The organism is Staphylococcus sp. EZ-P03, from assembly GCF_003344575.1.
GTDB lineage: Bacteria > Bacillota > Bacilli > Staphylococcales > Staphylococcaceae > Staphylococcus > Staphylococcus simulans_B.
The window spans coordinates 1-18679 of the sequence record NZ_QPMO01000032.1 but is presented as its reverse complement, the minus strand read 5'-3'; the positions used below and the strand labels follow the sequence as shown (position 1 = coordinate 18679).

General features: G+C 38.0%; 19 protein-coding genes. 8 read left to right on the top strand and 11 right to left on the bottom strand.

Annotated features, from left to right (window positions below; translation table 11 throughout):
• Positions 1–106 precede the first annotated feature (106 nt).
• From pflA to DVJ99_RS12630, 3 genes are all read right to left on the bottom strand, one after another.
• On the bottom strand, positions 107–862 hold the full coding sequence (gene pflA, locus DVJ99_RS12640) for a pyruvate formate-lyase-activating protein (protein WP_114604522.1): 756 nt from the start codon (positions 860–862) through the stop codon (positions 107–109).
• 88 nt (positions 863–950) lie between these two features.
• Positions 951–3200, bottom strand: coding sequence for a formate C-acetyltransferase (gene pflB, locus DVJ99_RS12635; RefSeq protein WP_105994643.1), 2250 nt, complete (start codon positions 3198–3200; stop codon positions 951–953).
• Between the two features lie 317 nt (positions 3201–3517).
• Entirely contained in the window at positions 3518–3889 is a 372-nt protein-coding gene (locus tag DVJ99_RS12630; protein WP_114604521.1) for a DUF488 domain-containing protein, read from the bottom strand.
• A 1427-nt stretch (positions 3890–5316) separates the two neighbouring features.
• Here DVJ99_RS12630 and DVJ99_RS13360 point away from each other — a divergent pair.
• Together DVJ99_RS13360 and DVJ99_RS12615 are read left to right on the top strand one after the other, a co-directional pair.
• Positions 5317–5592: a LytTR family transcriptional regulator DNA-binding domain-containing protein gene (locus DVJ99_RS13360; RefSeq protein ID WP_114604519.1), complete on the top strand. Its 276-nt coding sequence runs from the start codon at positions 5317–5319 to the stop codon at positions 5590–5592.
• On the top strand, positions 5589–6047 hold the full coding sequence (locus tag DVJ99_RS12615) for a DUF3021 domain-containing protein (RefSeq protein WP_114604518.1): 459 nt from the start codon (positions 5589–5591) through the stop codon (positions 6045–6047). The genes DVJ99_RS13360 and DVJ99_RS12615 overlap by 4 nt, the downstream gene beginning before the upstream one ends.
• A 27-nt stretch (positions 6048–6074) precedes the next feature.
• Here DVJ99_RS12615 and DVJ99_RS12610 read toward each other — a convergent pair whose 3' ends face one another.
• From DVJ99_RS12610 to DVJ99_RS12585, 6 genes are all read right to left on the bottom strand, one after another.
• Positions 6075–6815, bottom strand: a complete 741-nt coding sequence (locus tag DVJ99_RS12610; protein ID WP_114604517.1) for an epoxyqueuosine reductase QueH — start codon at positions 6813–6815, stop codon at positions 6075–6077.
• 69 nt (positions 6816–6884) lie between these two features.
• A complete protein-coding gene (locus DVJ99_RS12605; RefSeq protein ID WP_114604516.1) occupies positions 6885–7802 on the bottom strand; it encodes a DUF5996 family protein in 918 nt (305 codons plus the stop codon).
• A gap of 130 nt (positions 7803–7932) precedes the next feature.
• Positions 7933–8355 (bottom strand): universal stress protein, encoded by a 423-nt coding sequence (locus tag DVJ99_RS12600; RefSeq protein WP_114604515.1) that lies wholly within the window; start codon positions 8353–8355, stop codon positions 7933–7935.
• Positions 8356–8499: 144 nt separating this feature from the next.
• Complete coding sequence (gene galU / locus DVJ99_RS12595; protein WP_105994650.1) at positions 8500–9366, bottom strand: UTP--glucose-1-phosphate uridylyltransferase GalU; 867 nt, start codon at positions 9364–9366, stop codon at positions 8500–8502.
• Positions 9367–9592: 226 nt separating this feature from the next.
• Positions 9593–11476, bottom strand: coding sequence for a polysaccharide biosynthesis protein (locus DVJ99_RS12590; RefSeq protein ID WP_114604514.1), 1884 nt, complete (start codon positions 11474–11476; stop codon positions 9593–9595).
• A 140-nt stretch (positions 11477–11616) separates the two neighbouring features.
• Positions 11617–12321, bottom strand: a complete 705-nt coding sequence (locus DVJ99_RS12585; RefSeq protein WP_105994652.1) for a YveK family protein — start codon at positions 12319–12321, stop codon at positions 11617–11619.
• A 756-nt stretch (positions 12322–13077) separates the two neighbouring features.
• On the opposite strand from DVJ99_RS12585, the gene DVJ99_RS12580 reads away from it, so the two are divergent.
• The 5 genes from DVJ99_RS12580 (at position 13078) to DVJ99_RS12560 (ending at position 16745) form a co-directional block, all read left to right on the top strand.
• The gene (locus DVJ99_RS12580) at positions 13078–13314 is read left to right on the top strand and encodes a FeoA family protein (protein ID WP_114604513.1); all 237 of its coding nucleotides are present in this window, start codon (positions 13078–13080) and stop codon (positions 13312–13314) included.
• Complete coding sequence (feoB, locus tag DVJ99_RS12575) at positions 13307–15301, top strand: ferrous iron transport protein B (protein WP_114604512.1); 1995 nt, start codon at positions 13307–13309, stop codon at positions 15299–15301. The genes DVJ99_RS12580 and feoB overlap by 8 nt, the downstream gene beginning before the upstream one ends.
• 12 nt (positions 15302–15313) lie before the next feature.
• A complete protein-coding gene (locus tag DVJ99_RS12570) occupies positions 15314–15490 on the top strand; it encodes a FeoB-associated Cys-rich membrane protein (protein ID WP_105994655.1) in 177 nt (58 codons plus the stop codon).
• Between the two features lie 147 nt (positions 15491–15637).
• Positions 15638–15976 carry a PadR family transcriptional regulator gene (locus DVJ99_RS12565; protein WP_114604511.1) on the top strand — a complete coding sequence of 113 codons (339 nt, stop codon included), beginning with the start codon at positions 15638–15640 and terminating at the stop codon, positions 15974–15976.
• On the top strand, positions 15966–16745 hold the full coding sequence (locus tag DVJ99_RS12560) for a hypothetical protein (protein ID WP_114604510.1): 780 nt from the start codon (positions 15966–15968) through the stop codon (positions 16743–16745). The genes DVJ99_RS12565 and DVJ99_RS12560 overlap by 11 nt, the downstream gene beginning before the upstream one ends.
• Before the next feature lie 56 nt (positions 16746–16801).
• On the opposite strand, the gene DVJ99_RS12555 is transcribed toward DVJ99_RS12560, so the two are convergent.
• Positions 16802–17410, bottom strand: coding sequence for a metallophosphoesterase (locus DVJ99_RS12555; RefSeq protein WP_114604509.1), 609 nt, complete (start codon positions 17408–17410; stop codon positions 16802–16804).
• 112 nt (positions 17411–17522) lie between these two features.
• Positions 17523–18098, bottom strand: coding sequence for a GNAT family N-acetyltransferase (locus tag DVJ99_RS12550; RefSeq protein ID WP_114604508.1), 576 nt, complete (start codon positions 18096–18098; stop codon positions 17523–17525).
• Between the two features lie 115 nt (positions 18099–18213).
• On the opposite strand from DVJ99_RS12550, the gene DVJ99_RS12545 reads away from it, so the two are divergent.
• Positions 18214–18393: a VraH family peptide resistance protein gene (locus tag DVJ99_RS12545; protein ID WP_105994660.1), complete on the top strand. Its 180-nt coding sequence runs from the start codon at positions 18214–18216 to the stop codon at positions 18391–18393.
• Positions 18394–18679 lie beyond the last annotated feature (286 nt).

The following is an 18679-nucleotide window of genomic DNA, read 5'->3' as shown; positions in this document are numbered from 1 at the left end:
TATTTCAATAACACAAGTATTTTAAAGAAATCACAGATTTCTTGTCAACAAAGACAGGTTAAAAAAGACGCTGAGCAAGTTGCTGCCCAACGTCTGTTTCATTTGATTATACACTTACAGGTGTAATTCCTTTAAAATTCACTAAATTATAAGCACGTACCACTTCTTCGTTCGTCGGCTCTTGTACACCTTCTAACGGATACGCAAGCTCTAAAGCTTCATACTTATGCACACCTAATTGATGATAAGGCAGAATTTCAAAACGTTCCACATTATCTAAAGTATTGATAAATTCGCCTAGTTTTCTTAAATGTGCTTCATCATCTGTATACCCCGGCACAAGGACGTGACGGATCCATACAGGCTGCTTGCGTTCTGAAAGCATCTTCGCAAATTTAATAATATGCGTATTCGGTTTGCCTGTAAGCTCAATATGCTTTGCTTCATCCATGTGTTTTAAATCCAGCAAAACTAAATCTGTATGCTCAAGCAGATTGTCTAAATGGGAAAGGAATGCAGGAGTTTCATTCACACATCCTGCCGAAGTATCAATACATGTATGAATACCTGCTTGCTTAAGCTTTTGAAATAGTGCTTCGATAAACGGCATTTGAAGCAGCGGCTCTCCGCCGCTTACAGTGACACCGCCGCCTGAAACTGAAAAGTAAGGACGATAAGGAAGAATTTCATCCACCAATTCGTCAACAGTTGCTTTGCGCGGTGCATCTGTTAACCCCCAAGTATCAGGGTTGTGACAGTACAGGCATCTCAATAAACACCCTTGTGTAAATATAATGTAGCGAAGCCCTGGTCCGTCAACTGTCCCTAAACTTTCTACTGAGTGAATTCTTCCTTCCATAATAATCGTCCTTTCTTTATTTATGTGATCCTTATACTTTATTTAAAAGGGAAAGCCGCACGATTGACGGCTTTTAATTCCCTGATAGTGACTACATTCTTTCGTGGAATGTTCTTGAGATAACGTCTAATTGTTGTTCTCTAGTTAATTTGATGAAGTTAACTGCGTATCCAGATACACGGATTGTTAATTGCGGATATTCTTCAGGATGTTCCATCGCATCTAATAATGTGTCTCTGTTGAATACGTTAATGTTAAGGTGATGACCTTGCTGCATTGCATAACCATCTAATACAGAAACTAAGTTATGGTTTTGTTCCATATCTGTTTTACCTAATGATTTCGGTACGATACTGAATGTGTTTGAGATACCGTCTTTACAGTATTCGTAAGGGATTTTCGCAACTGATGATAATGATGCTAAAGCACCGTGCTCATCGCGGCCGTGCATTGGGTTAGCACCTGGTGCGAATGGTTCGCCTTCTTTACGTCCATCTGGTGTATTACCAGTTTTCTTACCATATACTACGTTTGAAGTGATTGTTAAGACACTCATAGTGTGTTCTGAATCACGGTAAGTTTTGTGTTTGCGTAATTTTTTCATGAATGTTTTCACTAATTCAATCGCAATATCATCGACACGTTTATCGTTGTTGCCATATTTAGGGAAGTCGCCAGTTGTTTCGAAATCAACTGCTAAGCCTTCTTCGTTGCGGATTGCGCGCACTTCACCGTATTTGATTGCTGATAATGAGTCAGCTGCTACAGATAAGCCTGCGATACCTGTTGCCATTGTGCGTAATACATCTGTATCATGCAATGCCATTTCAATACGCTCATAGCTGTATTTATCGTGCATGTAGTGGATGATATTAAGTGAGTTGATATAAACGCCTGCTAACCATTCCATCATTTGATCGAACTTCGCATAAACTTCATCATAGTCTAATACTTCAGAAGTTACAGGTACGAATTCTGGTCCGACTTGTTTGCCTGATTTTTCATCTTTACCGCCGTTGATTGCATAAAGCAATGTTTTTGCTAAGTTGGCACGTGCACCGAAGAATTGCATTTGTTTACCGATACGCATTGCAGATACACAACATGCAATACCGTAGTCGTCGCCATAGCTTTCACGCATTAAGTCATCGTTTTCGTATTGGATTGCACTAGATTTAATACTCATTTCAGCACAGAAAGTTTTGAAGTTTTCTGGTAAACGTTGTGACCATAAAACTGTTAAGTTTGGTTCTGGTGCTGGTCCTAAGTTATCTAAAGTGTGTAAGAAACGGAATGAGTTTTTCGTTACCATATGACGTCCGTCAATACCTACACCGCCGATAGATTCAGTTACCCAAGTAGGGTCGCCTGAGAATAATTCATTGTAATCTGGTGTTCTTGCGAATTTTACAAGACGTAATTTCATAATGAAGTGATCCACAATTTCTTGTACTTCACGTTCAGTAATGTCGCCATTTTGCAAGTCGCGTTCAGCGTAAATGTCTAAGAAAGTAGACGTACGTCCTAAACTCATTGCGGCACCGTTTTGTTCTTTGATTGCTGCTAAGTAGCCGAAGTATAACCATTGTACTGCTTCTTTAAAGTTTGTTGCCGGTTTGCTTATGTCATAACCGTAAGTTTCAGCTAATTGTTTCAACTCATGCAATGCACGATGTTGTTCTGATAATTCTTCGCGTAAACGGATTGTTGCTTCATCCATTTGACTAGACATGTTATTGAAGTCATTTACTTTTTCTTCAATTAAGTAATCTACACCGTATAAAGCTACTCGGCGATAGTCACCGATAATACGGCCGCGTCCGTAAGCATCTGGAAGACCAGTAATGATACCTGCTTTACGGCAAGCTAACATTTCTTTAGTGTATGCATCGAATACACCTTGGTTATGTGTTTTACGCAAATCTGTGAAGATACGTTCTGTTTCTTTATCTAATTCATAACCATATGCTTCACAAGCTGCTTTTGCCATACGGATACCGCCGAACGGCTGCATTGAACGTTTGAATGGTTTCTCTGTTTGAACACCGACAATTTGTTCTTTATCTTTATTTAAGTAGCCTGCATCGTGTGAAGTAATCGTTGAAGCGACTTTTGTATCCATATCCCACATGCCGCCGCGTTCACGTTCTTCTTTTGTTAATTGCATCACTTGTTCCCAAAGATCGCTTGTTGCTCTTGTTGGTGATTCTAAGAAAGAAGAATCTCCGTTATACATTGTGTAGTTCAATTGAATAAAGTTTCTTACATCCACTTCTGAAGTCCATTTACCTGTCGCAAAACCTGACCATGCTGATTGCTTTTTTGATTTAGATTCAATCATGATTATCCCTCCGATGGATAGTTTGTATTTTTAGGTTATTAAGTTTGTTCACCTTTTCACATATTATTATATCGTGCTTTGTGAAATAAATCACTAAAATATGAAAGCGTTTCATGCAACATGTGACGAGTCTGTGAATCTGTTAGAGTCAGTGTTACATTCTATATCATGTGTATTAGAACAGTTGGTGATTTGTTTTCAAAACAAAAATAATCCGGCAATGCAGTAACTGCAAGGCCGGACGAAATAATCACACCGATTTCTGTATACTATTTCTTTTCAACTCAATGTATTTTGGATTTAATGAAAGTTATTACTTATTTATAACCTAATTCTTTTAAATAGGATTTAAGTACGACTGCTTGATTGTGTTTTTCATCTTTTGCACCGAATAATAACACAACATCTTTGCGCGCATTTTTAATTATACCTTCAAGCGTATTGAATGCTTCATTCTGTTCTTCATTATTTTTAAGTTCTTCTATATATTTCTTTTCAAACGCTTCGAACTTATCCGGATCATGACCGAACCATTTTCTGAGTGATTGAGTAGGACCGATTTCTTTTATCCACTCATCCAGATTCGCATTTTCTTTTGAAATACCACGCGGCCAAACACGGTCGACTAATATTCTGATACCGTCATTTTCTGCTTTATCTTCATATATACGTTTCACCTTGATTGCCATAAATCTCATCATCCTTTCATTTACAGCACTGTTTCATTTCTAATCTACCCTGTCTTATCCCCTGTAAACAAGCATTCAGCCCTATATAAATAGGAAACAACTCCTTATATTCACATTGTGTACTATACTTCTGTGGTAATACAGCGCTTACACAATACAACAGTTGCTCGGACAGATTCACAATAATGTCACAACTCTAAAAAGTTATGCACCATATTTAGTGATTTTAATCACAAAGTCTGTTATTGTAGTATGTGAAATAGATAACAAAGTTGTTGCAAGCGATGTTGCTGTTCAAGAGACCTAGAGAAATGAACAGTGGATAGATAAGTGCTTATAACAACGCTATCTATTTAAACTCTTAATCTGGCGGCATTATAAATAGACAATAATGCGACGCTTTACAGTGAACGAGTACATCTCAGAACAACACCTAGAAATGTCATTATGACAGTCAGTCTGTGGTAGGATTTCTGTCATGTTGCTGCATCGATCATAAATGATGTTCCCCGCATCTGAAATGATTGTGCATCAATTGCAGTATATTTCAGGAGGTGAGTTGTGCATAGCAGGTTGATGAATCAAAAATGAGATTACCCCATCTCAGATTCAATACCAACGCAAGTGATTCAATATAAAATGAACAAGCGTTTCCCCTGACGCTCAAAGCATTCAAACTCAATAGAATACGTGCTGAAAAAAGCAGACAGGCTCCCCAACCTATTGCTTTTCCACTCCCAACTAATTGTATACAGCGCGATTTATTGTGTGCCCAAAATAATATTGAATCATAGAACGGCTTATCTCTGAAAATGAGTAATTGGTATATTCAAAAGTTGAGTGTTAATGATACAGATAGATTGGATGATAGAGGATTCAACGTCTTGCATCTCATTAACTGCTCAATCCACTCCTTAAAAATTGTAGGCTAAGTAAGTATCGGAAGAAAAATATAACCAATCATATTGATGAACTCTTATAGAAATATACACAGTTAGAAAGTGCAGATACGTTTTCCCCTGAATGTATCTCACTTAAAACAAACTCCTTATAAAAAATTGATATTGTTATTACAAGTACCAAAAATGACTCCCCATCATTTTTGAAATCACTGTAATCGAGAGAAGGTTTCCCCAGACCTTCTCTTTTTTTGTTTTTCTTTTCTCTTTTGCCGTTCGTCACACACGTTATACCGTTGGTGTTAAAAGTATTCTCATCAGATTGAATGTCTGCTTTAATGGAATTAACAAAGGAGGCAAGCCAATGAAAGTCAACACCTATATTGATCACAGCCATAAAGATGAGCATGTAGATATTTACGCACAAACACATAATCAAATGGTAGATGCGATTATTCACGCCGCAACAACAGTCACTGGTATTGCGACACTTTGCGGTAAAAAAATGATAAGACTTACCGCTTCCCAATCGAAGAGATTCTCTACATCCGTTCAGAACAGCGCAAATTATTCGCCTATACAAAGTCGCACCGCATTCATATCCAAGCGCGCCTGTATCAGCTTGAAACCAAACTTCCAGATCAGTTCATCAGAATATCTAAATCTGAAATCATCAATATGCATAATATCCGCCAGCTCAGCTTAAGTCCGAACGGTATGATTCATATTGAAATGAAACATGGGGACGACACTTATTCTTCACGCCGCTATCTTAAACAATTGAAAGCGAGGTTATTCCAATGAAACAATTCCTGCAATCTCTAACATCGGGTTTCATGATCGGCATCACTATCGGTATTGCATTATCGCTGATATTCTCTTTTATCTTTGGTCAAGGACAGTACGTACCGCTATCTCCCGTTTCAACCATGGGCGAACTTTACCATCAGCACTTGTCAGAACCTATGATTATGCTGCTGTGTGTCATAATCTGGGGATGTATAGGTATTTTGTTTACTTTAACAGATTTCATCTTTACGCAAACAGACTGGAGTCTCCTTAAAATGACGCTCATTCACAGTATTTTAAGTTATGCAGGCTTCTTGCCGCTCGCAATTTTAGCCGGCTGGTTTCCGCTTGATATATTGAACTTCTTAGTTTTCACACTCATCTTTATGCTGGTCTATTTAATCATTTGGATGATCAACTATATAAAGAACAAACGTTTTATCGATATGGTGAACCAAAAATTAAAATAAGCATACAGCAAAAAAGCAGCCGCCCGCTTAAGGACGTGCTGCTTCATTTGCTTTAAGTTCATCAAAGAACGCTTGTGCAGACTTATTCACTTCTTTGAAATCAATGCCTTGTGCTTGTGCCGCAAAAACACAGCCGCAATAACATTGTCTGTAGATATTGTAGTCTCTGCACATTTCAAGCGAACGTTCATAACCTTTATTCTTTTTAAAATCGCTCGGCAGATAATTCACATCATAAAGTTTTTGAACTTCTGCACCTAACTCGTTAATCATTTGCGCATTTTTCTTCGGCGACAACGTTAATGCACTGCCGAAGTAATCATAACCGTATTCCACAGCCGCTTCTGCGACCATATCTAAACGCATTTCAAAACAGGCTTTGCAGCGGAGACCGCCTTCAGGTTCGTCTGTGACACCTTTCGCTTTGGCCATTTTCATAAACTCATGCGGTTTATAAGGTGCTTCGATATAACGGACATGTGTACCATTCTTTTCATTGAAGTCTTCAATAAATGTCTTTTGTACATAAGCACGGCGTTCATATTCTTTCTTTGGATGAATATTCGGATTCGCAAAATAAATCGCAAGGTCCGCATATTCAGACAAGAATTCTAATACATAGGTGCTGCAAGGTGCGCAACAACTGTGCAGCATAATTTTAGGTCGTTCATTTGCACGTTCCCATTGGTTAATCATTTTCTTTAGTACTCTATCATAGTTTATCTTTTGATTTTTCATTTTGGCTACAATGCCATCCATCTCTATCATTGATGTGCCGCTCCTTCTCTCAGGTGGATTCGTTATTATCTTTATTATAGCGAACTTTATTTCACTGTGCTATGCCTCATCATCTGATAAAGCGTTCTTCGGCATTCTGAGCGGAATCGTATAATGGTCTGTGCCTTCCCATCCTTGATGCTTGCTGAAGATGTCAAAGCCGCGTTTGAATGTTTCATCAATGACATCAAGTTCTGCTAAATCACCTTGTTTCAATTCGTAGACAAACTCTGTCAGTTGCTGATCAAAGTAGGCACCTTCAGGCAGTTTGCCTTCATATTCGAAATCACTGTCCACAAATGGATAAGGCAAGACGAAGAAAGTCGGGCCTTCAAAATTATCGTCGCCGAACCAAAAGCCGAATTCCACAAATCTTTCATCGAAGCAGCCGTATTCTATCACTTGATACGGCTTAAATGTTTCATACATTTCGTTATACACCACGATGGCAGAGATATCGAAAGTTCCCCAGAATAAGCCGGGTCCTTCGATTCTTGCGCGCAGCGGGTTCACAAAACGTTCTAATGCACGATTGGCATACTGCATTAATCGCAGTGCTTTCACTGCTTTATCATGATCATAGTGATGATGTTCTGTATCTTCACCAAATGGTGTAGTTGTGTTCATCTCTTGCGGTACTTTATTCAGTTCTGCTTGAATATCATATTGTTTTACAGTACCTGTGATTTGTTCGTAATAATCTTGAATTGTTTTGCCGTCTTTTAATGGGAATGTGGTCATTTCATCATTAACACGTACTTCAATCTGGTCATCTAATAAGTTGATGCTGATTGAGAAATACTTTTCGCCATAATACATCAAACCTGTCGTATAACCTTCTGGTGTAATCGTTAATGTCAGATGTTCCCATTGCGGTGCTTGATAGTTGCAAGCGAGTTTGTATTTGCCTAAGATTTGCGTAATTAATTGTAATGTTTGCTGTTCATCTTTCCATTCATTATATTTCAATATTTCCATGGAAATTCCCTCCCCTTTAGATATTCTCTACCCGTTTTTTCGCGCATAAACATAAAAGAAACCGCCGAAGCGGTTTCCTTAATACTTTCATAACATTGTCGTGTGTACATCTGTTTCAACGCTGATTTTGTTACTTCACAATCAGAACAGGAACATGTGCACGTTTTGCGACTTTATGTGTCACATGACCTAAGACGTGTTTAATTTCTATGCGAGAACGTTTGTTACTCATCACAACAACGTCGTAGTCGTTTTTCTCTAATTCATCTAAAATTTCTCTCGTTGCCGGACCTGTCGTAAAGACAATTTCATAATTCAAATCTCTTTCTTCCAGCTTTTGAATAAACGGTTTCATGTCTGCTTCTTTTTCTTTTGCTACTTCTTCAAAATGTTTGTTTTGATAACGTACATAATTGGCTAAATCATTTTCAGAAATTACATGATAAACCGTGATTTTCGCATCTTTACTATTATTCGTTAATTTAGCTAGTTGCTCAGGTACATTATTAAATGCGTTTCCGAAATCATAGGGTACTAGAATTTTATCATACATAAAATTTCACTTCTTTCTATGAAAAAGTTTAGTCATAATCTATTCATTATTAATATACCCTAAAAAGTTAATATATAACCAAATCTTTAAGTATAACAGCACTAAAAAACAGAGGACTTCTCAGCCCTCTGCTATTTGTTTCGTTTATAGATCAAGTGATTTGATAAATGACTTAATATCTTCTTTCATGTCTTCATCTTTTAATGCATATGCAATGGTTGTTTTCACAAAACCTGTTTTCTCTCCGACATCAAAGCGCTGACCTTCAAAATCATATGCATAAACGTCATCATCATGGTTCAAACGTTCGATGGCATCTGTTAACTGGATTTCTCCGCCGCTGCCTTTATCTTGTGTAGACAGATAATCAAAGATTTCCGGTGTTAAAACATAACGGCCCATAATCGCAAGATTAGAAGGTGCTGTACCTGGTGCTGGTTTTTCCACAAATTTTTCTACTTCGTATAAACGTCCGTTTTGTTTTTCGGGTTTTACAATACCGTAACGGTGCGTATCTTTCTCTGGAACAGTTTGTACACCGATGACAGATTTGCCTGTTTCATCATAGACATTCATCAATTGTTTGATAGCTGGGGTTTCTGATTCTACAATGTCATCCCCTAATAAAACCGCAAACGGTTCGTTGCCGATGAATTGGCGCGCTGTCCAAATCGCATGGCCTAAGCCTTTTTGTTCACGCTGACGGACATAGAAGACATTCGCTAAGTGCGTTGAATGCTGCACCTTTTCTAACAAGTCCATCTTACCTTTTTCTCTCAGATTATTTTCAAGTTCTACTTGATTATCAAAGTGATCCTCAATGGCACGTTTATGTTTGCCTGTAACAATAATAATGTCTTCAATGCCGGCACGATAGGCTTCTTCTACAATGTATTGAATTGTCGGTTTATCAAGTATCGGCAACATTTCTTTCGGCATTGCTTTTGTCGCAGGTAAGAAACGTGTACCTAAACCTGCCGCTGGAATAACTGCTTTTTTAATCTTCGTCATGAAAAATCTCCTTTTTAAAAGGTGGTATTAAGCGCAACTGATTCTTTATGTATAAGTCACTTATCACCACTTATTAATGTCTTTAACTTATGTGTTATCAAGTTGTGATATTACCTCATTTGTTACGTTAACATCACTGCTAATATTAGGGTTTTAACCTATAATAGTCAAATACAAACAAAAGTATCTGGTCATCTTTATGATAATCAGATACTTTTGATTCATTTTATTTGATTAGACGAAAGGGCGGGATGTCTGTATTACCTTCATCTTCCTTCGCCGATTTGCCGTTTTGTTCTTCATAGCGATGATTCGCAAGATCAATTAATTTTTGTTTATAGTCTTTACTATGAATGATTTCATCCAATATGCGGAGTACATCATCATTTTTCATTCTCTCTACTTTTCCGCGATAGATTTTTTCGTAGACTTGTTCAGGATGAATTTCATCTTCATCTAATAATTCTTCATATAGTTTTTCACCCGGTCTGAGACCGCTGAATTTAATTTCGATGTCGCCGTCTTTATAACCGCTTAAGCGAATCAAGTTCTTCGCAAGGTCGACAATCTTCACTGGTTCTCCCATATCCAATACGAAGACCTCTCCGCCTTCTGCAATCGCGCCTGCTTGCAATACCAGACGTGCAGCTTCAGGAATGGTCATAAAGTAACGTGTAATTTCAGGGTGCGTTACTGTCACCGGACCGCCGGCTTCGATTTGTTTCTTGAATAATGGAATTACAGAACCGCGTGAACCTAATACGTTGCCGAAACGAACCGCCACAAAGTCTGTTTTGCAGTCTGCTTCATTCATACTTTGTACAATCATTTCTGCAGCACGTTTAGATGCGCCCATAACGTTCGGCGGATTAACTGCCTTATCTGTTGAAATCATTACGAATTTAGAAACGCGCGCATTGCGTGCAGCTTCGGCCACATTTTTGGTACCGAGAACATTGTTCTTAATCGCTTCGCTTGGATTGTATTCCATCATCGGTACATGTTTATGTGCCGCTGCGTGATATACCACATAGGGTTGATAATGCTCGATGATTTTAAACATTCTTGAACGGTCTTGAATATCCGCAATAACCGGCACAATATCGATTTGATCGCCGTATTGCTTTTGAAGTTCTTGGTGAATTAAGTAAATACTGTTTTCACCATGACCTAATAAGATGATACGTGCTGGTGCGAAGCGGCAGACTTGTCGGCAGATTTCTGAACCGATAGAACCGCCTGCGCCGGTAACCATAATTGTTTGATGTGTTAATTCCTTAGAAATCATTTCCATATCTAATTCAACCGGGTCGCGTCCTAACAAGTCTTCCACTTCTACTTTTTTCAGCTGGCTGACTTCTAATTTACCAGATATAACCTCTTCAATATTCGGCATTTTCAATACCGTTGCGCTTAAGTTTTCGCAAATATCATTGATTTCTCTTAGACGCTGTTGTGTTAAAGTCGGAATCGCAATAATGATTTTCTTAATACGGTACTTGCGTACTAAGTCCGGAATGTCATCAATGACACCTTGTACTTTAACCCCTTCTGTAATCGTCAATTTTTGTTTCTTCGGATCATCATCGACTACAACAACAGGTTCTAATCCCATTGTCGGACGTTTCAACATTTGATTGATTAACATTGAACCGCCTTCCCCTGCACCGATGACTAAAGTATTTTGACGCTTCTTGCTTTTTGTCTTCAATGTTCTGCGGAATAAACGCCATGACAGTCTTGAACCGCCGATTAACAACACATGCATCATCCAAGTGATGAAGTACAATCTTAAGAAAGGTCCTTCATGTGTAAAGAAAGGCACAATCAAGATTGTCATCACCATGGAACATGTGACCGCTTTGACTATGACGATCATTTCATTGACACTGGCATATTCCCATGCACGGTGATAAAGATTGAACACGCTGGCAAAGATATGATGCGAGAAGAGCAATACCAGTGAAGATAGGATAAGCAATGTTAAAGAATAACCGCGGAAATACGGTTCGAGAATTAAGTAACTTAAGAAGACAGAAAATGCGACAATGATGGAGTCGATCACAAGCAGTAACATCAGCCGCTGTTGTCTTGCTGAAATTTTTGACACTATATTTCACCTCAATTAATTGATCTCTGTCTGAACTAGGTGCCGAATATAAAGTATGTACGTTTGAACAGGAAAAGGTTGGGAATATCTGCCATCCCAACCCGCTGTTCCTCTAAAATGATTATTGATAAACTAGCTGATTATCTAGTTTCAAAGTCATCTTGTGTTAAATCTTCTCTTTTTGTACGTCTGCGTTGATTTGTATGTTGTGTCTGTTGTTTGCTTGTATGTGATGCAGGGGTTTTAGTCTTCTTCAAAAATTCTCGGATTAATGCGACAATCACCGCAATAATGAAACCTGCGACGAATCCTACAACTGCATTCTTGCCGATACTAGATGAAATTTCTTTCACATCATCGCCTGACTTAGACAAAATATCAATGCCGCCATCTTGCGATAAATCCCCTACTTCTTGTTTAAAGACCTCTGCGGAAGCATCCGCAATTTTCTTAGCGTCTTTTTCACTTTCTGCTGTTGCGGTAAAGTTCAGCACTTGCGAGTTAGGCTGATTGTTGACTTCAACTTTTTCTTTGATAGATTTTGCGTCTTCATCGTTGCCTACTTCCTCTGCCACCTTACCTAATACACGCGGGCTTTTAGCGATATCAGTGTATGTAGCCACAATTTGTGAATCGGCTTGGAACTTCTCAGCCATTGTCAAATCACCTTTATCGCTCTTTTTAATGAGCACTTGTGATGTTGCTTCGAATTTAGGTTGTGCAACAAATGCCGTCAGCACCACACTTAATAAAAGCCCCACAATGGGTAAAATAATCAACCACTTTAAATTGCGTTTGATTATCTCCAATGTTTTTGAAAAATCAAAATTATTATTTTCTTCCATATTGCTTCGTTACCTCCGTAATGCGGAAAATTGAATGCTACATGTCAGAAGCGTTGCTGCTGCTTTGCTTTCACGACGAATCCGACCGCTTGTGATTCATTATAATAGAAAACATTCTAAATGCATTCATATTAATTGAATCGTTGCATAAGTTTTACACTTAATTTACATTCTTTAATCACAATTAATGACAATCGCAATTAAAATCACATCAAATTAAGAATAACGCAACGTCAGCTTCATATCCGCTTCACATTCAATATATAAATCTGCCTTCATCTGCACATCTATTTGTGTTAATTATCAGAAATCAAACGTGCCAGCCTTTCTAGCAAATCAATCTTCCCATCAGAAGACATCATCTATAATATGGAAGCATTCAAAATAAGATCAATACCAGCACCTGCACATAACAGTCCAGACGGCTTTCATGTGTCGAACTCTTTTAGATGACATCTATCCCAGCATGACAGTGCAGAACTGAATTCAATCTTTAAAAACATTAAGTCTCAATAAACTAAATTATAATATAGGATAAAGTAAAAAGGCAATAGGCTTAAAGTTACCAAAACATTAAATTTCAATGATTTATATTTCAATCATTTGCTCAATCAAAAGGGTTGATACAAATATTCCAACGATTGTTCAAATAAAGTTCGAATTATTTTACCATTTTATATTGTGGCAGCCTTGTAATTAGTGTAAAATATCATTGATAATAGTTATCAATTAGAAGTATTGGAAGAGGTGTTGATTATGATCGATGCGGCGAACGCAAAAACTGGTTTAACTTATAGAATTATCAATATGCAATTTGATAATACAAAGCTTGCGCACCGTTTAAGCGCACTTGGTTTTACTGTCGGAAGTAAGATTAAAGTACGTCAGAAGTTCTTTATGAAAGGTCCATGCACATTAGAAATGGATGGACAATGTATCGGAATCAGACATTGCGATGCATGCAATATCACTTTGGAGCAAGCTGATGTCTAATACGTATTGTATTGTCGGCAATCCGAATGTCGGCAAAACTACACTCTTCAACGCATTAACCGGTTCTTATGAGTATGTAGGAAACTGGAGCGGTGTGACCGTTGAAAAGAAAGTCGGTCTATTAACAGATAAACAAGGCGATTTAGTCGATCTGCCTGGTATTTATGACTTACTCCCTATTTCAAAGGATGAAACTGTCGTTACAGACTACTTGCTGCACGATGATTTCTCAAAAATCATCAATATCGTAGATGCCGTCCAATTAAAGCGCAACCTGCTTTTGACAACACAGCTTATGGAGTTTGGTGCTCCTTTGTTATTATGTCTGAATATGGGCGACGTTGCTGAAAAGCGCGGTATTATGATTGACCGCAATTTATTGATGCGCCGGTTGAAATTACCGATATTGCCGATTGTCGCAAGAAGCGGCCAAGGCATCGAAAGCATTTTGGAATTATTAAAAGAAGATACATTATCGACATCACAGCCTCTGAAAATTCCTTATGAACATCACGTAGAACATGCACTTGCTGAAATTCAGCACTATTTAAAACAACATCTAGACCTCCCAGAAAAACGTCATCGTTTCATCGCAGTACAATATCTGCTCGGCAATCCTGCGATTGAACAATTTATCGGCGCTCACAACATCGACGCTTTAAAAGCAATCAGAACACAGCTTGCACAAAAATCAGACTTATCTATTGTAGACAGCATGCGCCGTTCAAGAACCGAATTTATCGATACCCTCATTGAAGATGTTATTTCACATCCAGATAAAAAGAAACAATACCTTACTGATCGAATCGATAAAATTTTAACGAATAAATATGTCGGCATCCCGATTTTCCTTGTAATTATGTGGCTGATTTTCCAAGCGACATTCTCATGGATAGGCACGCCGTTATCCGATCAGCTCGACGCTTTTATCGGTGGTACATTTACCGATTGGATCAATCAAGGTATGAATGCTTTAGGACTTTATCCGTTCCTTCAAGCTTTAATTACGGATGGTATTATCGCCGGTGTAGGTGCAGTACTCGTCTTTGTACCGCAAATCTTAATATTATTCTTCTTCATCTCTGTATTAGAAGATTCAGGCTACATGGCACGTATTGCTTTAATTATGGATAAAATTATGGAAGGGTTAGGTTTGAATGGGAAATCGTTCATCCCGATGATTATCGGCTTCGGCTGTAATGTTCCGGGTGTTATGGCAACACGTTCGATTGAACAAGAGAAAGAACGCCTGACAACGATATTAATTACTCCGTTTATGTCATGTTCAGCACGTCTACCGGTATATGCCCTCTTTGTCGGTGTATTCTTTAAGACGCACCAAGCATTGATTGTCTTAAGCCTTTATGTCATCGGTATTGTCGTTGCTTTAATTGTCAGCTTTGTGATGACGAAAACAATTTTGAAAAAAGAAAACTCAGTCTTTGTGATTGAATTGCCGCCGTATCGTCTGCCTTCTGCGAAAACATTATGGAGAAGTACTTGGGAAAAAGCCAAAGGCTTTGTGAAAAAAGCAGGTACATTTATCTTCGGCGGTTCTGTTGTCATTTGGCTGTTAAACTATGCAGGCCCAGGAGGTTTCGGTGTAGATGTGGATCAAAGTTTCTTGCATTTAATCGGGGCAGCGATTGCGCCACTATTAATTCCATTAGGCTTTAGTTCATGGCAGACCGGTGCTACATTAATCCCAGGTTTCTTAGCTAAAGAGGTTGTTGTAAGTGCTATGGCTATCATTTACGCAGTAGACAGCCAAGGTTTGACTAATATGATTGCGAGCCATTTCACACCTGCATCTGCTTATGCATTTATGTTGTTTATCTTATTGTATATTCCGTGTTTATCCACTGTTGCGGCCATTCGAAAAGAAACCGTCTCATGGAAATGGACAGCCATCGCAACGCTTTATCCGATTGCGATCGCCTACATCCTTGCATTCGTATTCTATCAAGCAAGCCAACTCTTTAGTTAAGGAGCAATCAATATGACATTATTAATCAATGGTATTATTCTACTACTCATTTTAGGCTATGCGGCATTTACAATTATCCGCTTCTTCAAGAAATCCAAACAAGGCAAATGCGCAGCTTGCGAAATCAATAAAGGCTGCGGACATTCCATGCCGAAAGCCATGAAAAAACATCAAAACAAAGCATCATAATCCAGCAGCACACGTACCAGACTATGGACGTGTGCTGTTTTTGCATCCTACTATCTTTTATTATAAGATAGTTGACAAAGAACAGAAAATAGACTATCTTACATTATAAGATAGTTAAACTTTCCTCTATCTTAACGAGGTGACATTATGACAATTTCTAATCAAATGATGAAAGGCTTATTGGATGGCGCTATTTTAGCTTTAATTGCACAAGGCGAAACTTACGGTTATGAAATACTCGAAAAGCTGAAAGAGAAAAATTTTCCTGAAATCAGCGACGGCAGTATTTATCCTGTCCTACTGCGTTTAAGCAAAAAAGCATACATCCAAAGCGAGACACGCAAATCTGACACCGGCGGTCCAAGAAGAAAATACTACACGATTACACAAGAAGGACAAGCAGAACTCGACAACTTCAGAAATAAATGGTTTGCGCTCAACCAAGGTATGAATAATCTATTAAGGAGTGACAAAGATGTTAAGTAAAGAAGCAGAATCATTCTTGATGAAACTGCGTATTACATTAATGGAACGCGGAAAAGATGACCAATCCATTACTGAAATCGAAGATGAACTCAGAGACCATTTAACTGAAGCAGAAGCACATGGACATAGTGTTGATGATGTGACGGGCGGTTCTGTCAAATCCTATATCAACAAAATTTCTAAAGAGGTCCCTCTTGATAGACAGTGGATACAATATAGTGCTTTGCTCTTAGCTTTTGTACTTATCTTTCGTATACTGCCGCGTTTTTTTGAAGGACCTTTCAATTTTTCTTTAAGTACCATTATTTACGTCTTTATAACGTTAGGTGTACTGCTTTTGACTTGGATTGCATATAAATATTTCATGTCAAAATGGGGCGTTGAATGGAAAATTATGCATAAAAAGCCGTCGAAATCTATAACATTTATTATTGTTTATATAGCAGTTGCATTATCAATCTTATTGTTCGGGGCATCTATCACAGAAAAATATCCGATTCATGTTTTTGCGACATTTTCTCCCACAACCAGCTTCTTTATTGGAATTGGGATTGTAATCATTTTCTTGATTATCGCAGCACTTATTAAATCTAAAGTTTTAGCTTTCTGCAGTATTTCACTAGTCGCACCTTATGTTATAACAATACTCATATTCGGCCATAAGGATTCGGCTGGTGCGAATATGACAAAATTATCACTTATGTTATTAGGAATATTCCTTACAATACTTTATATAAAAGCTTATAAGAGAAAGATGTCTCAAAAGTGATCGCAAAAAGAAAAGTCGATGTTATCTATTTTCTATAGATAGCTTCGACTTTTTAATTACGCATAACTGTATTCATGTATTTTCTTCAAACGGTCGACTTCTACTGCACAGACATGTTGATGGGTTAAATCAACAAGCGAGAGTCGTTTGCCGTGTCCTGCACCTGTATCGATATCAATCGTGTGTGCTTCGACATGAATACGATGTTTCTTTGCACCATATCGTCTTGTAGGTACATGGCCGTGTACGACGCATTTTCCTTTAATCTTGCGTGACAGTTTTGCATCAGATTCAAAGCCTGTCACTTCGGTGAGCTTTTGTTTGGATAAACATTTTTTGGGATTCACGCCGGCATGTACAAAAAGATAATGATCAATCTTAGCCATACTGTCAAACTCTTTTAATACGGATTTCCATTTGCGTTTGCGTTTCTCTTTAGACTTCATCCAGCGGACATCATGATTCCCCAGCAAGACAATTGCGCCTTCATTATGTAACTGCTGCACCATTTTAAGTGTTCCTGCAGAATCCGGACCGTTATTTACATAGTCACCGAGTAATACCAATTGGTCTCGTTTAGGATTATAGTCTACATATTCAAGTAATTTGGCCAAGGCTTCTCCATGGCCATGAATGTCTGATGATACTAATAGTCTGCCCTTCATGATGACAGAGTGCCCCTCCTTTTTTCGAACTTCCCCTTCAAGAATACTGCTTGTCTCTAGTATACCTAATATTTTGCAAATTGTTTCTTAATTTTTTGTAAAATTGATAGGTTTAGAAATTAATTGGCGATTGTGAATTTAAATTCTTAAAATAGACATAGTGGTCTGTCCATTCTCCGTTTTCAAATAAGAATTGTTCACGTGTACATTCGTATCTGAAGCCCGCTTTTTCTAATAAACCGATTGACGGCTCATTTCCGATATTGACATGTGCTTCAATACGATGGTATTTTAAACGGCGCTCCGCAATTTTCAACATCGCTGCTAATGCTTCATAACCATAGCCTTGTCTCCAAAATTGATTATGTATCGCATAACCGCATTCAGCCCACTGAAAATGTTGGCGCGCCAAAGTCACAACATCTAAGTTGCCGATATGTACCCCATCTGATTTACGGAAAATACCAAAAATATAAATATCATCTGCTTTTAACAAGCGTTGATGTTTTTCTATCAGCTGCTTGTACCATTTCCTTGTACAAACAGACATATCCAACTTTCCTTCGTCATATGGATTTTGCGATACATCTCTGCCGCAAAAACCTTTCATCCACATGTCATAATCTTTTTCTTCCAGCGGTCGAATCACTAACCGCTCGGTCTCTTCAGACAAATATTCAAATTCCATACCTTCACTTCTTTCTATTTTTATCAGGCACTCCCCTTTTAATGTCTAAACGTTTCAAAAAGTGTTATATTATATGTGAATAATCTAACAACAACTCTTAAAGGGAGGGCTTTTTATGTCATTTAAAGAATATGTACAAGACGTTATCGAAACAGTCAAACACATGCGTTTCGGTTCTAAAAACGGTATTATCATGATTGTTTCAGCTATCGCATTAAGCGCAATCACAACACCTATTATCGGTCTGCCATTAGCAGCTTGGATCGGATACTACCTAGAAAAAAACGGCAAATAATATTAAGTGTTCTAAGCAATTGTTCAGCGTTTGAGTAATAAGAAGAAGGAAGTGGAAACTGTATTTTAGTTTTTACGCCCTTCGCCTTATTATCGAAAACGCTATTGCTTAGAGCCGGATAATATTAAGTGTTCTAAGCAATTGATCAGTGTTATTGCACACAGATGATAAACATATCCCCTGATATTTTTAGTATTGTACTGCACCCCAAAAGTTGAACCTACAAAATTCAACTTTTGGGGTGTTTAATTATGAATAAAAGTTATAGTTTAGATTTCAAACTTAA

Excerpts from the sequence above, each read along its gene's own strand:
- pflB (WP_105994643.1), bottom strand. The coding sequence starts at position 3,200 with ATGATTGAATCTAAATCAAAAAAGCAATCAGCATGGTCAGGTTTTGCG.
- DVJ99_RS12630 (WP_114604521.1), bottom strand. The coding sequence starts at position 3,889 with ATGGCAATCAAGGTGAAACGTATATATGAAGATAAAGCAGAAAATGAC.
- DVJ99_RS12615 (WP_114604518.1), top strand. The coding sequence starts at position 5,589 with ATGAAACAATTCCTGCAATCTCTAACATCGGGTTTCATGATCGGCATC.
- DVJ99_RS12610 (WP_114604517.1), bottom strand. The coding sequence starts at position 6,815 with ATGATAGAGATGGATGGCATTGTAGCCAAAATGAAAAATCAAAAGATA.
- DVJ99_RS12605 (WP_114604516.1), bottom strand. The coding sequence starts at position 7,802 with ATGGAAATATTGAAATATAATGAATGGAAAGATGAACAGCAAACATTA.
- DVJ99_RS12600 (WP_114604515.1), bottom strand. The coding sequence starts at position 8,355 with ATGTATGATAAAATTCTAGTACCCTATGATTTCGGAAACGCATTTAAT.
- galU (WP_105994650.1), bottom strand. The coding sequence starts at position 9,366 with ATGACGAAGATTAAAAAAGCAGTTATTCCAGCGGCAGGTTTAGGTACA.
- DVJ99_RS12585 (WP_105994652.1), bottom strand. The coding sequence starts at position 12,321 with ATGGAAGAAAATAATAATTTTGATTTTTCAAAAACATTGGAGATAATC.
- DVJ99_RS12580 (WP_114604513.1), top strand. The coding sequence starts at position 13,078 with ATGATCGATGCGGCGAACGCAAAAACTGGTTTAACTTATAGAATTATC.
- feoB (WP_114604512.1), top strand. The coding sequence starts at position 13,307 with ATGTCTAATACGTATTGTATTGTCGGCAATCCGAATGTCGGCAAAACT.
- DVJ99_RS12570 (WP_105994655.1), top strand. The coding sequence starts at position 15,314 with ATGACATTATTAATCAATGGTATTATTCTACTACTCATTTTAGGCTAT.
- DVJ99_RS12565 (WP_114604511.1), top strand. The coding sequence starts at position 15,638 with ATGACAATTTCTAATCAAATGATGAAAGGCTTATTGGATGGCGCTATT.
- DVJ99_RS12560 (WP_114604510.1), top strand. The coding sequence starts at position 15,966 with ATGTTAAGTAAAGAAGCAGAATCATTCTTGATGAAACTGCGTATTACA.
- DVJ99_RS12555 (WP_114604509.1), bottom strand. The coding sequence starts at position 17,410 with ATGAAGGGCAGACTATTAGTATCATCAGACATTCATGGCCATGGAGAA.
- DVJ99_RS12550 (WP_114604508.1), bottom strand. The coding sequence starts at position 18,098 with ATGGAATTTGAATATTTGTCTGAAGAGACCGAGCGGTTAGTGATTCGA.
- DVJ99_RS12545 (WP_105994660.1), top strand. The coding sequence starts at position 18,214 with ATGTCATTTAAAGAATATGTACAAGACGTTATCGAAACAGTCAAACAC.